Source organism: Streptosporangium sp. NPDC087985 (assembly GCF_044741965.1).
Lineage (GTDB): Bacteria > Actinomycetota > Actinomycetes > Streptosporangiales > Streptosporangiaceae > Streptosporangium.
Genome location: NZ_JBIUTQ010000010.1, coordinates 1 through 13,556 on the forward strand (window position 1 = coordinate 1; position 13,556 = coordinate 13,556).

14 protein-coding genes are annotated in these 13,556 nt (G+C 69.1%); 5 read left to right on the forward strand and 9 right to left on the reverse strand.

What is annotated here, in order from left to right; translation table 11 throughout:
* Window positions 1-253 precede the first annotated feature (253 nt).
* Entirely contained in the window at window positions 254-709 is a 456-nt protein-coding gene (locus tag ACIN94_RS19345) for a GNAT family N-acetyltransferase (RefSeq protein ID WP_400707779.1), read from the forward strand.
* Window positions 710-733: 24 nt separating this feature from the next.
* On the opposite strand, the gene ACIN94_RS19350 is transcribed toward ACIN94_RS19345, so the two are convergent.
* Window positions 734-1,608 (reverse strand): IS5 family transposase gene (locus ACIN94_RS19350; protein ID WP_400707782.1). Its coding sequence is split into 2 segments (ribosomal slippage): window positions 734-1,218 and window positions 1,218-1,608, totalling 876 coding nucleotides; the frame shifts between segments, so codons are not numbered across the junction.
* A gap of 768 nt (window positions 1,609-2,376) precedes the next feature.
* Between ACIN94_RS19350 and ACIN94_RS19355 the strand changes: the two genes are divergently transcribed.
* From ACIN94_RS19355 to ACIN94_RS19365, 3 genes are all read left to right on the forward strand, one after another.
* A complete protein-coding gene (locus ACIN94_RS19355; protein ID WP_400707785.1) occupies window positions 2,377-3,282 on the forward strand; it encodes a phosphotransferase family protein in 906 nt (301 codons plus the stop codon).
* Window positions 3,283-3,418: 136 nt separating this feature from the next.
* Window positions 3,419-3,778 (forward strand): helix-turn-helix domain-containing protein, encoded by a 360-nt coding sequence (locus ACIN94_RS19360; RefSeq protein WP_400708142.1) that lies wholly within the window; start codon window positions 3,419-3,421, stop codon window positions 3,776-3,778.
* Window positions 3,779-3,859: 81 nt separating this feature from the next.
* Window positions 3,860-4,270 carry a VOC family protein gene (locus ACIN94_RS19365; RefSeq protein WP_400707788.1) on the forward strand — a complete coding sequence of 137 codons (411 nt, stop codon included), beginning with the start codon at window positions 3,860-3,862 and terminating at the stop codon, window positions 4,268-4,270.
* Here ACIN94_RS19365 and ACIN94_RS19370 read toward each other — a convergent pair.
* The 4 genes from ACIN94_RS19370 to ACIN94_RS19385 are packed head-to-tail and all read right to left on the reverse strand — an operon-like array spanning window position 4,251 to window position 8,336.
* Complete coding sequence (locus ACIN94_RS19370; protein ID WP_400707791.1) at window positions 4,251-5,585, reverse strand: FAD-dependent oxidoreductase; 1,335 nt, start codon at window positions 5,583-5,585, stop codon at window positions 4,251-4,253. The genes ACIN94_RS19365 and ACIN94_RS19370 overlap by 20 nt on opposite strands.
* A 26-nt stretch (window positions 5,586-5,611) precedes the next feature.
* Window positions 5,612-6,322, reverse strand: coding sequence for a maleylpyruvate isomerase family mycothiol-dependent enzyme (locus ACIN94_RS19375; RefSeq protein ID WP_400707794.1), 711 nt, complete (start codon window positions 6,320-6,322; stop codon window positions 5,612-5,614).
* The gene (locus ACIN94_RS19380; protein ID WP_400707797.1) at window positions 6,322-7,170 is read right to left on the reverse strand and encodes a fumarylacetoacetate hydrolase family protein; all 849 of its coding nucleotides are present in this window, start codon (window positions 7,168-7,170) and stop codon (window positions 6,322-6,324) included. Before ACIN94_RS19380 ends, ACIN94_RS19375 begins: the two co-directional genes overlap by 1 nt.
* The gene (locus ACIN94_RS19385; protein ID WP_400707800.1) at window positions 7,167-8,336 is read right to left on the reverse strand and encodes a cupin domain-containing protein; all 1,170 of its coding nucleotides are present in this window, start codon (window positions 8,334-8,336) and stop codon (window positions 7,167-7,169) included. The genes ACIN94_RS19380 and ACIN94_RS19385 overlap by 4 nt, the downstream gene beginning before the upstream one ends.
* A gap of 48 nt (window positions 8,337-8,384) precedes the next feature.
* On the opposite strand from ACIN94_RS19385, the gene ACIN94_RS19390 reads away from it, so the two are divergent.
* Window positions 8,385-9,179 carry an IclR family transcriptional regulator gene (locus tag ACIN94_RS19390; RefSeq protein ID WP_400707803.1) on the forward strand — a complete coding sequence of 265 codons (795 nt, stop codon included), beginning with the start codon at window positions 8,385-8,387 and terminating at the stop codon, window positions 9,177-9,179.
* Window positions 9,180-9,277: 98 nt separating this feature from the next.
* Here ACIN94_RS19390 and ACIN94_RS19395 read toward each other — a convergent pair whose 3' ends face one another.
* The 4 genes from ACIN94_RS19395 to ACIN94_RS19410 are packed head-to-tail and all read right to left on the reverse strand — an operon-like array spanning window position 9,278 to window position 13,538.
* Window positions 9,278-9,916: a 3-oxoacid CoA-transferase subunit B gene (locus ACIN94_RS19395; protein ID WP_400707806.1), complete on the reverse strand. Its 639-nt coding sequence runs from the start codon at window positions 9,914-9,916 to the stop codon at window positions 9,278-9,280.
* Window positions 9,916-10,611 (reverse strand): 3-oxoacid CoA-transferase subunit A, encoded by a 696-nt coding sequence (locus ACIN94_RS19400; RefSeq protein ID WP_400707809.1) that lies wholly within the window; start codon window positions 10,609-10,611, stop codon window positions 9,916-9,918. Before ACIN94_RS19400 ends, ACIN94_RS19395 begins: the two co-directional genes overlap by 1 nt.
* Window positions 10,608-11,795: a thiolase family protein gene (locus ACIN94_RS19405; protein WP_400707811.1), complete on the reverse strand. Its 1,188-nt coding sequence runs from the start codon at window positions 11,793-11,795 to the stop codon at window positions 10,608-10,610. The genes ACIN94_RS19400 and ACIN94_RS19405 overlap by 4 nt, the downstream gene beginning before the upstream one ends.
* 6 nt (window positions 11,796-11,801) lie before the next feature.
* Entirely contained in the window at window positions 11,802-13,538 is a 1,737-nt protein-coding gene (locus tag ACIN94_RS19410) for a CocE/NonD family hydrolase (RefSeq protein ID WP_400707814.1), read from the reverse strand.
* Window positions 13,539-13,556 lie beyond the last annotated feature (18 nt).

Here is a 13,556-nt window from a genome sequence, read left to right on the forward strand (position 1 = left end):
TCTCAAAGAGCTACAGGCCCTGCTGGCCACCTGGACCGGCCGATGCCCCACCTGCCAGCAACGACCGCCCTAACCACCTAACAAAGCACTACTAGGGCGTGTATCAGAAGTGCTGGTCGGGAGTGGCAATGCAGGCGCCCGTGTGTGCTTCGATGCTTCGGTGATTCGACTGACTGTTTCCACGGCTGATGGATCTCCGGCAGCTTGCGTTGTCAGGCCGCGTGATGCGTCTGACATCGATGAGTGCGTCCGGGTGCTCGCTCAGGTCCATGACGGTGACGGCTATCCGGTGAACTGGCCGGACCGGCCCAGCGAGTGGCTGATGGAGCCCTCCCAGTTCGCGTCCTGGGTGGCGGAACTGGACGGGCGCGTCGTCGGACACATCGGTCTGTCCTGTAGCGGGGCCGGGGACGTGGCACCGATCCACTGGAGCCGTCTCGAGGGCAAGCCTATTCAGTCCACCGCGGTGGTCAGCCGTCTGTTCGTCTCACCCACGGCTCGTGGATACGGAATTGGCGCCCTGCTGATGGCCGAGGTCGTGAGGGAGGCACAGGAGCGTGATCTGTACCCGGTTCTCGACGTCGTGGCCACTGACACGGCGGCAGCCGCTTTGTACGAACGTCTGGGCTGGCGCTTGCTGGCCACGGTCGACCAGCGGTGGAGTCCGGCTCAGACAGTGACCGTGCACTGCTACGCCGCGCCTGCGTGACCACTACAACCACGGCACACCGCGTCACAGCCACTCGTTGATGGCTGCGACGAGGACGGTCGCTTCGTAGCGGACGGCGAGTTTCTCGTAGCGGGTGGCGACCGCGCGGTGGCGCTTGAGGTGGTTGATCCCGCACTCCACCGCGTGGCGCTCTTTGTAGTCGGTCTTGTCGAACTTCGGCGGCCGACCACCGTGGGAGCCGAGCTTCTTGCGGTTGCGGACCTGGTCGGCCTTGTCCGGGATGGTGCAGCGGATCCCGCGCTTGCGCAGGTAGGCACGATTCTTGCGGGAGGCGTACGCCTTGTCGGCCCGCACGCGGTCGGGCCGGGTGCGGGGCCTGCCCGGCCCGATACGGGGCACGCAGATCGCCTCCAAGACGGGCTCGAACTGCGGGGAGTCCCCGCGCTGTCCGGCTGTGATGACGATCGACATCGGCTTCTGTCCCTGCTCGACGGCCAGGTGCAGCTTGGTGGTCAGGCCGCCTCGCGAGCGCCCGAGACCGTGGTCGTCCGGCTCGGTGGCGACGCCGCCGGGCGGCTCCTTCTGTAGATCCCCCTTTTCCGCGCCCCGGCGGCGTGCTGGTGGGCCCGGCAGACGGTGGAGTCGACGTTGATGTCCCAGGTGATCAGATTCTTCGCGTCGGCCTGGGCCTGCAGATCGGTGAAGATCCGCTTCCAGGTGCCGTCCCGCTGCCACCGCCGGAACAGGTCGTACACCCGGCCCCACGGCCCATACCGCTCCGGGACATCCCGCCACGGCGTCCCGGTCCGGGTCCGCCACCGTATGCCGTCGATCAGCTGCCGCTTTGTCCATGTCGGCGGCCGGCCCGGCTTCCTGCCCCTGGGCAGCAGCGGCTCCAATCGGGCCCACTGTGCATCCGTCAGATCCCCACGCGCCACAAACCAAGATCATCTCACGCTCAAGATCTCTTCCGATACACGCCCTAGCGCGGCGGAAAGCCGGGTCTCCAACGCCCGAGAAGACGCCCCCATACGGAACGTTCTATTCCTAGATAGTCGTGGGGTACTGCGTCAGACTCCGCTGCAGCTCGTCAGCGGCCAATGTCGGTTTCCCGGAAAGCAGCCACCCAAATCCCGTACGTTACGAAATGATGACTCTATATGTCCCCCCGAATCCCCCTTGGCGGGCTTCATCGATGAGTCAATCCACACCGACGCCCGTCTGTACGCGGTCGGGCTGGTGCGCGAGAGGAGCCCCTGCTCTGGGTGGCGGATGTGATCGTCAGCAGCACAGCCAGAGCACTTGCTCTCGACGAGGACCCCGCGACGTGGGGGCTGGGGACGGTGCTCTCGTATGTCGGCTGCGAAACCGTATGACCTGATGACACGCGAAAGCCGGGCCACCACCTGCGGAGGTTAACCCGGCTTCACTTCATGACCCCGAGTGGGCCATGCACCACCCATCGTAACCGGGTCGTCGCCCCTGTCGAGCAGCTTCCACAGACAGGGTCAACCGGCGGCACACTGGACCCGCGCCCACCAGGTCAGAAAGGAACTCGACAAGATCCTCGGCGGCGCCCCGCGGGCCGTCGCCATCGGGTACGGCAGGGCCCGGCCGATCGCCCCCCAACACCAAGGACGGCGAGGACTATCCCGTGTCGGCCTGGACGTGGCCCCCGACTGATCCAGGATCATTAGGGTTACGGGATGGGAGACCACGACCCCGCCGAAGTCGTCCGCGGCATGGTGGCCGCGCACCTGCCCGGTTATCGGGTCGACTCTGTCGTGTGGTCGGGTGAGGGCTACGACAACGTCGCGTACGAGGTCAACGGCGAGCTGATCGTGCGTTTCAGCAAGGAGGCCGATCCGGCGGAGCGGGCCGCGCGTGTGGACCACGAGGCTCGCCTGCTCGCCGCCGTCGCGCGGATCTCACCGCTGCCCGTCCCCGAGCCGAGGTTCACGGTCGCGGAGCGGGGATGCCTGGCCTATGCCAAAGTGCCGGGACTTCCCCTGCTGGACATGCCTCACCCGCGGCGGCTCGCCCACGGCGTGCCGATCGCCGCGACGCTCGGCGAGCTGCTCTCCGCGGTGCATGCCGTACCGGTCGGCCGGATGTCCGATCTGGTCGAGACGGACGACCATCCGCTGAGCGAGTGGCGGCGGGAGGCCGCGGAGATCTACGGAACGGTCGCCGGAGAGGTGCCGGCAGAACACCGCCCCGCCGTGGAGGCGTTTCTGAACGCCCCGCCGCCGGACGGTGAGTACGCTCCGGTGTTCTCCCACAACGACCTGGGGATCGAGCACGTCCTCGTCGACCCGGTCACCTGGGAGGTGACCGGCGTCATCGACTGGAGCGATGCGGCGATCACCGATCCGGCCTACGACTTCGGCCTCATCCACCGCGACCTCGGCCCCGCCGCCCTCGACGCCGCCGTTCACGGCTACCGGACCGGCACCGGAGACTCCGCGTCTCTGCGTGAACGGGCCGTCTTCTATGCCAGATGCAGCATTTTCGAGGACCTGGCCTACGGCCTCGAGACCGGGCAGGACAGGTATACGGGTAAGAGTCTCGCCTCGCTGGAGTGGCTGTTTCCGGCAGAGGTGCCACGCTGACCGGGTCTCCCCCCATATTCCCGACGCCGGCGCCGGGAGGGGGCGGAGCGGAGCGGCCACCGGATCTGTCACGGACGGCGGAGGACCGTGGTGTGATGGCGCCGTGAGCCGCGCTACAGAAGAGACCAACCGCCGCATGCTTCGGGCACGGGATGCGATGGACCGCGCCTACGCGCAGCCGCTGGACGTCCCGGCCCTGGCCCGGATCGCCCATGTGTCGGAGGCGCACTTCACGCGCACCTTCCGGGCCACGTTCGGCGAGACGCCGCACCGCTACCTGCAGCGCCGCCGTGTCGAGCGTGCGATGTCCCTGCTACGGGAGACCGACCGCAGTGTGACGGACATCTGCTTCGAAGTCGGCTTCGGCAGCCCGGGAACCTTCAGCCGCACGTTCCGCGACATCGTCGGCCGGTCGCCGAGGACGTACCGCAAGGAAGCGGCGGCCGCGGACGTACCGACGTGCTTCACGATGGCGTGGATGCGGCCGAGCGCCTGACCGTCCGCACTGCCCGTACCGTCCGTCGACTGAGCAGTTTTGGATAAGTTTCCGTCCGGCCTGCCCGGTAGCGTGATGCGCATGTTCAACGCCATCACGCACTCGCAGATATACGTCCTCGACCAGGACGAGGCCCTCGACTTCTACGTCGGCAAGCTTGGTCTGGAGGTCAACGCCGACGTCGACATGGGCTTCATGCGCTGGCTGACCGTCAGTGTCCCCGGCCACCCGGAGCGCCAGATTCTGCTGGAGAAGCCGGGCGGTCCGATGATGTCCGAGGAGACGGCGCAGCAGGTCCGCGAGCTGGTGACCAAGGGCGCGATGGGTGGCCGGCTCATCTTCAGCACGGACGACTGCCGCAAGACGTACGAGACGCTGCTGGGCCGGGGCGTCGAGTTCACCGAGGAACCCACCGATCGCCCGTACGGGATCGACTGCGGCCTCCGAGACACCTTCGGCAACCACATCCGCTTCACCCAGCCGAAGGCCTGAGGACTGTCCGGAACCCTCGTAGCACCCCAATCGGGGATGCTTCCGCCCTGTCGGTCAGGCCGAAGACATCGACGGAATCCAGCGGGATCGGCGAGAACATCGGCGGCTCCTCCTCCGGCGTCAGCGCCGTGGGGCCATAGATCCAATCGGTGAAGGAGTAGTCGTAGGTGTCGCGGGCCCGCAGGAGCGCGTTGCGCTGGAGGCGGGCGACGCCGTCCAGGTGCCACAGCTCGCCCCAGGCGCGGGCCGTGGTCAGGACGCGTCGGCAGTGCTCGGGGCGGACGGCTTCGTAGGCTGCGAGGGCGCCCGGCCAGTCGATCGAGCCGTCCTTGGCGCGGCGCGCGGCGACGTGCTTGGCGAGCACCCAGCCGTCCTCGATGGCCATGATCGCGCCCTGCGCCATGTACTGCAGCGGCGGGTGGGCGGCGTCGCCGAGCAGCGCGATGTTGCCGTCGACCCACGTCGTGATGGGGTCGCGGTCGAACATCCGCCACCACCGGTCGCGCCACATCAGCGGGATGCCGGCCTGGACGTCCGGGCAGGTCGCGGCGAAGGCGCTGTCGAGCTCGTCGGGTGTGCCCCAGCCCTCCTCGCCCGCGAGGGCCTTGGGGGACTGGAAGACCGCGACCTGGTTGAGCATCTCGCCGCCGCGCAGCCCGTAGTGGACGAAGTGGCAGCGCGGGCCGACGTGGACCGAGACCTCCGTGAGGTCGACGTCCCGGCCGACCTGTTCGATGGGTATGGCGGCGCGGTAGGCGACGTAGGAGGAGCTGACCGGCTCGTCGTCGGCCAGGAGCCGGCGTGCGACCGAGCGCAGGCCGTCCGCGGCGATGACGATCCGGGCCTCGTCGGCGCGGCCGTCCTCCAGCAGTACCCGGGCGCCGGACTCGGTGTTCTCATAGCCGCCGGCACGCGCGTCGGTGACCAGGTCGACTCCCGCGCGACGGCAGGCACGCAGGAACATGCCGTGCAGGTCGCTGCGGTGGATGACCATGTAAGGGAAGCCGTACTTGCGCTCCAGGTCGACCAGGTCCAGGCGGGTCAGCTCGCTGCCGTCGACGGCGTCGCGCATCACCATGCTCATCGGCAGCACGCCGAGGCTCTTGGCCTCGTCGAGCAGGCCGTAGTCGTGCAGGATCCGGGTGCAGTTGGGTGCGATCTGGAGGCCGGCGCCGACCTCGCCGAACTCGCGGGCCTGCTCCAGCACGCGCACCCGCAGGCCCTCGCGGGCCAGAGCGAATGCCGCGCTCAGGCCGCCGATGCCGCCCCCGACGATCAGGACATCGACGGGGTTCGCGGACGTAGGTGTGGTCACGTTGCTCTCCTCGGTGCCATGAACGCTCACAACCACGCCGGCAGTGTCGGAGCGGGGGAGCCGTCGGTTGCGGTCAGGGCGTGCGGGCGGCCGGCGAGGTACGCCGCGACCTCCGCGAGCGGGCCGGTGACCGCGGTGGCGTCGTCTTCACCGGACAGTTCCCAGCAGTCACCGGTGTCGGCGGCGGTTAGGACGACCGCGGGCCCGGGAGCGTTGCCGCGCTTGCCCACGATGTCGTCGGCCAGAGCGGCCAGGAAGCCGGTGGGAAGGTCGGCGAAGGCGACACCGGCGGCCAGGTCGACGGCGTGCACGCAGATCTCGCGCGAACGCAGCCACGGGATCTCGGTCGCGGGGACCGTGCGGCCCTGGGCGGTGACCACCTCGGCGTCCCACTGTTCGGAACTCAGGGCGGCGGTGCCGGCGGCGAGCTGGTTCGCGGACTCGTACAGCCAGGCGGCCAGTCCGGCGGCCGGCTTCTCGGAGCCGGCCGCGATGTCGGCGTTGCGCTGTTCGATCGAGGAGTACATCGGGGTCTCCTCACCGGTCGCGGCCCAGCGCACCAGGTTGCTCAGCGCGTCGGCGTTCGCCGCCACGTGCGCCACCAGGTGCTTGCGGGTCCAGCCGGGGAGCCCGGAGGGGGCGAGGTACTGCTCCTCGCCCCACCCGGCGACGGCGCCGAAGAACAGTCTGGTGCCCGCCGCGCTCCAGCTCAGCGCGTCCTCGAAGGTGCGGCGCATCAGGCTGCGCCCTCCTCGGCCACGGTGTTCTCGAGCCGGCCGATGCCCTGGATCTCGGTGACGACGCGCTCGCCGCCGGTCAGGTAGCGCTTGGGGTCGCGAGCGTGGCCGACACCACCGGGGGTGCCGGTGGCGATGATGTCGCCGGGGTTGAGGCGCACCACCGTCGAGATGTACTCCACCAGCGTGACCGGGTCGAAGAGCAGATCGCCGGTGTTGTCGTGCTGCATGACCTCGCCGTCGACGCTGAGCTTGACCTCGAGCTCAGGGCGTACGCCGCCGGGCAGCTCGTCCGGGGTGACGACGTACGGGCCGACCGGGGTGGAGGAGTCCCACATCTTGCCCTGCAGCCACTCGCGGGTGCGGAACTGCCAGTCCCGGCAGGTGATGTCGTTGAGGACGGTGAACCCGGCGATCGCGGCCTCGGCCTCCACACCCCTGGCGCGGCGGACCGGCGCGCCGATCACCACGGCGAGCTCGACCTCCCAGTCGAACTCGGTGGTCTCCTCAGGGCGGGCGATCTCGTCGGTGGCGCCGATGAGGCAGTCGGCGAACTTCGCGAACAGGGTGGGATACTGCGGAAGTTCGCGGCCCATCTCCTGGATGTGGTTCTTGTAGTTGAGTCCCACGCAGACGACCTTCGAGGGGCGCGGGACGACCGGCGCGAAGTCCGCGCCCTCGACGGGGTAGGTCCTGGCGGCGTTCGCGTCGACGGCCGCGGCCTTCTCGGCCCAGCCGTCCTGGGAGAGGAGTTCGCCGAGGTCGGTGGCGCCGAGGTCGACCAGCCGGTCACCGTCGAGTCGCACGGCCCGGGTCGAGCCATTGACGCGGAGGGTGGCGAGCTTCATCGGGTGGTCCCTTCGATACGGGTGTCGTGCTGGGTGCGGTTGAGCTGGAGGGCCTCGAAGATCGGGGAGTCGTTGAACCGGAACAGGTCCAGCGAGCCTGAGTCGGAGTCGGTGGAGCCGGCCTCGGATCGGGCGGAGAAGGGCTCCCAGGAAGGGACGACGAAGAGGTCGCCGCGGGTGACCGACCAGGTTCTGTCACCGACGGTGACGGTGCCGGAGCCATCGAAGACCTGGTAGACCGACGATCCGGTCTCGCGGACCGGGGTGGTCTCCGCGCCGCGGACGACGCGGTGCATCTCGACACGGATTGTGGGCAGAACGTCGGCGCCAGTGGCCGGGTTCGTGTAGCGGACGGCGGCGTGACCGGGCTCGATGGTGCCACCGAAGCCCTCGGACTCGAGGGAGAGCTGGTCGGTCAGGGCGCGGTCGGTGAACTCCCACTTGTAGGACAGCAGCGGGGCGCCCGGGGCGAGTTCGCCGATGGACAGCGGACGCAGCCCGGGGTGGGCCCACAGCCGCTCGGAACGGGAGCGCTCGGGCGTGATCCGCTCAGCGTCGCTGATCTTGTCGCGGCCGAACTCGAAGAACTGCGCTTCGGAGGCGTACTGGAACGGGATGTCGAGGCCGTCGATCCAGGCCATCGGCTTGTCGGTCGCATTGTGGTGGGCGTGCCAGTTCCAGCCGGCCTGCGGCAGGAAGTCGCCGCGGCGCATCGGGACGGCGTCGCCGTTCACGACCGTCCACACGCCCTCACCCTCGACGACGAAGCGGAAGGCGTGCTGGGTGTGGCGGTGCTCGGGGGCGTCCTCACCGGGCATCAGGTACTGGATCGCGGCCCACAGCGTGGGGGTCGCGAAGGGACGGCCGCCCAGGCCCGGATTCGCCAGCGCGATCGCCCGCCGTTCCCCGCCGCGTCCGACCGGGACGAGACCTCCGGCCTGCTCGGCGAGCCCGCGCAGGTTCTCCCAGCGCCACAGGTGCGGTACCGCGCGCGAACGGGGATGCGCCGGCATCAGGTCGCCGATCTCCGTCCACAGCGGCACCAGCAGCTCCCGCTCGAAACCGCGGTAGAGGTCTTCGAGCGCAGGGGTGACGTCGGGCTGGCCCGGCGCGTTGATCGCACGCAGCTGCACCGGGGACTCTGGCGTGGTCACAGGGGTGCTCATACGGCTAAAGTTACTACTGTCACACTCTGCAGAACGGATAATTCTGCTATGCAGAATCGAGAAGTCATGGACAAGCCGCTGAAGAATCCGCCGACCTACATGATCAACAGTGTTGATCATGCGTTGCGGATCGCCACGATGCTGCAACTGGAGGGCGAGCTGACCGTCTCGGAGGTTGCCGAGCGGCTGGGCGTGGCCCGCTCCACCGCGCATCGACTGCTCGCGATGCTGGTGTACCGGGACTTCGCGGTCCAGGACGATCGGCGTCTCTACCGGGCCGGCCCGGTCCTGGAGCTCGCCGCCCACTCGCCCTCGGTCGCGTCCCGACTGCGGGCGGCGGCCCTGCCGCACCTGCACCGGCTGGTCGACGTGCTCGACGAGTCCGCCAACCTGGTGGTGCGCACCGGGGACACGGTCCGGTTCATCGCCAGCGTCGAGTGCGCCCAGACCCTGCGGGTGGGCTCCCGCGAGGGCATGGTGTTCCCGGCCCACCGCACCACGGCGGGACTGCTACTGCTGGCCGAGCTGACCGACGAGGAGCTCGAGGCGGTCTACCCGGCCGAGCGGTACGCCGACCGTCCCGCGGACCGGCCCGATCTGGAGCGGCTGCGGACCGAGCTGGCCCGGGTGCGGCGCAACGGTTTCGTGCTCAACCAGGGCCGCTCGGAGCGCGGCGTGGTGGCGCTCGGCGTGCCGCTCCGGGCCCCGGACGGGAACGCCCTCGCCGGCCTGTCGGTGTCGATGCCGAGCGGACGCTACGACCGGCACCGGCTGCCATCACTGGTCGACGCCCTTTCCCACGCCGCAGGCGCCATCGAGGCCGATCTCGCCGGTTCCGTCTGAAGGGGCACCAGACGGAACCGGCGGACGGCCGAGATCCTCGGTCGCAAAGGCATGGTTCGCGGGCCTCGCGCCCCCTCGTAACCGACGGACGGGAACGGTCAGTGGACGTCGACCGCGAGCGGGACTTCCAGCCGGGCGCGAAGCTCCTCGACGGAAGTGCCGAACGACTCGAGCACGCGGACGCCATCGGGGGTGATCTCGAATACGGCGTGGTCGGTGTAAACACGGCTGACACAGCCGACACCCGTGAGGGGGTAGGTGCAGGCGGGCACGAGTTTCGGGCTGCCGTTCTTCGCGAAGAGCGTCATCATCACGTAGACCCTCTTGGCGCCGATCGCCAGATCCATCGCGCCGCCGACGGCGGGGATCGAGCCGGGCGCGCCGGTGTCCCAGTTGGCGAGGTCACCGCTCGCCGAAACCTGGAAGGCACCCAACACGCACACGTCGAGGTGGCCGCCACGCATCATGGCGAAGGAGTCCGCGTGGTGGAAATACGCAGCTCCAGGCAGCTCGGTGACGGGCACCTTGCCGGCATTGGTGAGTTCAGGGTCGACCTCGTCGCCGACAGCCGCGGGGCCCATGCCCAGCATGCCGTTCTCGGTGTGGAGGACGACGCCGATCTCGGCCGGAAGGTGGTCGGCGACCTTGGTGGGCTGGCCGATGCCGAGATTGACGAAACTGCCCGGCTCGATGTCCTGCGCGACCCGGGCCGCGAGCTGGTCGGGATTGAGTGGCATCAGCGGGCTCCCTGCACGGTGTAGTGACGCGGCTCGACCTGGACCACGCGGTCGACGTAGATGCTCGGGGTGACGACGACCTCCGGGTCGATCTGCCCCGCGTCCACGATCGACGAGACCTGGACGATGGTCGTCGTGGCGGCCGTGGCCATCACCGGGCCGAAGTTTCTGGCGGTCTTGCGGTAGACGAGGTTGCCCATCGTGTCGGCGGTGCGAGCGGAGATCAGGGCGACATCACCCTTGATCGGGTACTCGAGGACGTAGTCGCGTCCGTCGATCGTGCGGGTCTCCTTGCCCTCGGCAAGCGGCGTGCCGACGCCCGTCGGGCAGTAGAACGCCCCGATGCCCGCCCCGGCCGCCCGCATCCGCTCGGCGAGGTTGCCCTGCGGGACGACCTCGAGCTCGATCTCCCCGCGGCGGTAGAGGTCGTCGAAGACGTAGGAGTCGACCTGCCGGGGGAAGGAGCACATGACCTTCCGCACCTGGCCGGCCTTCAGCAGGGCGGCCAGGCCTACGTCGCCGTTGCCGGCGTTGTTGGACACGATGGTGAGGTCGCCCGCGCCGTGCCGGATCAAGGCATCTATCAGGTCGAACGGCATGCCGGCGAATCCGAAGCCACCCACCAGAACGGTGTCGCCATCCTTGACGACGCTCACCGCCTCGTCCGGCGATGCGAAGATCTGCGTTCTGCTCACGCTGCTCCTCCAGTGACGTTCTCGAGGACCACGGCGAGCGCCTGGCCCACGCCGATGCAGATCGCGGCGACGCCGTACCGCTCGCCCTTCGCGACCAGAACCTTGGCGAGGGTGCCGAGGATCCGGGCGCCCGAGGCGCCGAGCGGATGGCCGATCGCGATCGCGCCACCCTTGACATTGACGATCTCGGGGTCGATCCTCCAGGCGTCCACGCACGCGAGCGACTGGACGGCGAAGGCCTCGTTGAGCTCGACAGCACCCACCTGACCCCAGCCGATGCCGGCCCGTTCCAGCGCCCTGTTGGCAGCCTCGACCGGAGCGAACCCGAAGTCCTGCGGCTCCAGCGCGAACGCACCACGCCCCAAGATCCGGGCAACCGGGTCAAGCCCGATCTGCGCGGCAGCGGCCTCCGAGCCGAGTAGCAACGCCGCCGACCCGTCGTTGAGTGGCGATGCGTTGCCGGCGGTGATCGTGCCGTCGGGCCGGAAGCTCGGCTTGAGGCCGGCGAGCTTCTCAGGCGTGGAGTCGGCGCGGATGCCTTCGTCGCGGGTCAGGTCGACGCCGCCGACCGGAACCACCAGGTCGTCGTAGAAACCCTCGTCCCATGCCGCCGCCGCGAGCCGGTGCGACCGCGCGGCGAACTCGTCCTGCCGCTCCCTCGAGATCGAGAACCGCTCCTGCAGCTGCTCGTTGCACTCCCCCAATGACACCGTCCACTCCGACGGCATCCGCGAGTTGACCAGGCGCCAGCCGAGCGTCGTCGAAACGGCGGTCGTGTTGCCGGCGGGAAATGCCCGGTCCGGCTTCGGCAGCACCCACGGCGCCCGGGTCATCGACTCCACGCCGCCGACAAGCACGACCTCGGCGTCACCGGTGTCGATCGTGCGGGACCCGATGATCGCGGCATCGAGTGACGAGCCGCACAGCCGGTTGACCGTGGTCGCAGGCACCGATACCGCCACTCCGGCGAGCAGCCCGGCCATCCGGCCGACGTTGCGGTTGTCCTCGCCGGCCTGGTTCGCGCAACCCCACACGATCTCGCCGATCTGGGCCGGGTCCAGCGCCGGCGCCTTCGCGAGCACACCGGTGATCGCGGTCGCCGCGAGGTCGTCGGGACGGACGCCGGCAAGCGCTCCGTTGAAACGGCCGAAGGGAGTGCGGGCCGCTGTGTAGATGAATGTCATGTTCGCCTACCTGTTCTCCACCGCGGTGCGCTCCGTGAACGGCAGCACGAGCCGGGACTGGTGGGCGGCGTCGCGATAGATCTTGTGGGTGACGGGGCGACCCACCGGCAGGTGGAACGCGTCCGGCGGCAGCAGGGCGTTGTGCGCGTCGGCCAGCGGTTCGTTGTTGGAGAGCTCCACGACCAGCTTGTGGCCGGGCAGGAACGTCGCCGCGAACGGGTAGACGCGCAGCACGTACTCCTCGATCCTCCCCGGCTGGACCGGCACCGCGCGGGTGTGCGGGTGGTAGGGGTCGCCCTCCGTGGTGCGCTCCTCGTCGAGCTCACGGTGCGAGGCCTTGAGGTAGGCGGTCGTGATGAGCTGGCGCTTGCCGTTTGGGGCCTCGTCCCACATGCGCAGGATGAAGTTCGTGTCGGACTGGTCGATCTCCACGAAGATGTGCGCGGCGCCCTGACCGATCATCTCGGTGGGCTCGTCGAACGGAGCCGTACTCCAGCTCAGCATCTCCACCTTGTCGGTCACCGTCAGCGGCGCCTGGTAGAAGCCGTCGGGGGCGGCGTACTCGGCGCCCATGAGCTCGGGCTCGAAGGAGAGCTTGCGGCGCGGGCGGAGGTAGAGCGACCTGTACTCCACGTCCTTCGGCGGCCACTGCGCGCCGGTGACGTTCTCGCGCGCGCCCTCGACGAAAACGGTGACGGCGGGCTCGTCCATGATCCCGTTGTCAATGCCCTTGATCCAGTAGTCGTACCAGCGGAACATCTTGTCGTGCTCCTCGATGAAGGGGCGCGACTGCATCGGCGGGTAGGGGCCGATGTCGAGCTTCTTCGGGCCCTTCAACGAGTTGTAGAGCTCGATGGTGCCGTCCATCGTCCAGCCACGGCCCTGGTCGATCTGGAGCCAGACCGGGATGTCGATGTTGGGCGCGAGCGTGACCGGGTTGCGCTCCTCGTACCACTCGCCGTCGACCTCGTTCATCACGATGTCGAACCAGGCCTCGTGGTTCTTCGGGTAGTTCAGCACGTGGACCAGGTTCGGCCAGGCGGCCACGTCCGGGTCCTCGAGCCGCTTGGCGACGCGCTCCCTGATCTCCTCCGGGGAGTAGGTCTCGAGCATGCGGGACTTGACGCCATCGGTGAAGGCCCAGCCGGAGTCGCCACCGCGGCCCTCACGGGCGGCCCGCGGCATGAACCACATGACGCCGCCGTGGTAGGTGGTCTCGTAGAAGTCGTAGTGGCCGCCGCTGACGAAGATCGCCTTGAGGCTCGGCGGCCGCTCGGCCGCTGCCAGCACCTGCATCGAGCCGAAGTAGGAGATGCCGATCATGCCGACGTTGCCGTCGCACCACGGCTGCGCCGCGACCCACTCGATGAAGTCGTACGCGTCCTGGCCGAGCGAGACACCACCGGCGTTGTAGTTGCCGATGTGCTCGCCCTCGGAGGCACCGGAGCCGCGCAGGTCGCCGATGACGTGGACGTAGTCCTCCTTGACGACGCGCGCGATGTCGCCCGCCTCGATGCAGCCGTCCCACATCGGGCTGGGGCGCCGCTGCGGCGGCATCGTGAGCGCGAGGGCCTGCAGCTCCTTGCCGTACGGGCTGAGCGCCACGAGCGCCGGACGCGACTTGTCGTCGACGCCCTGGTAGGCGTCGGCGGCCAGCGTGATGCCGTCGCGCATCGGCACGCGGAGGTCCTTGCGGACAGCGATCTTGTCCTGGCCCGCCTGGATGGTCTGGAAGTCAGCCATGGATGCGAGACTCCTCTG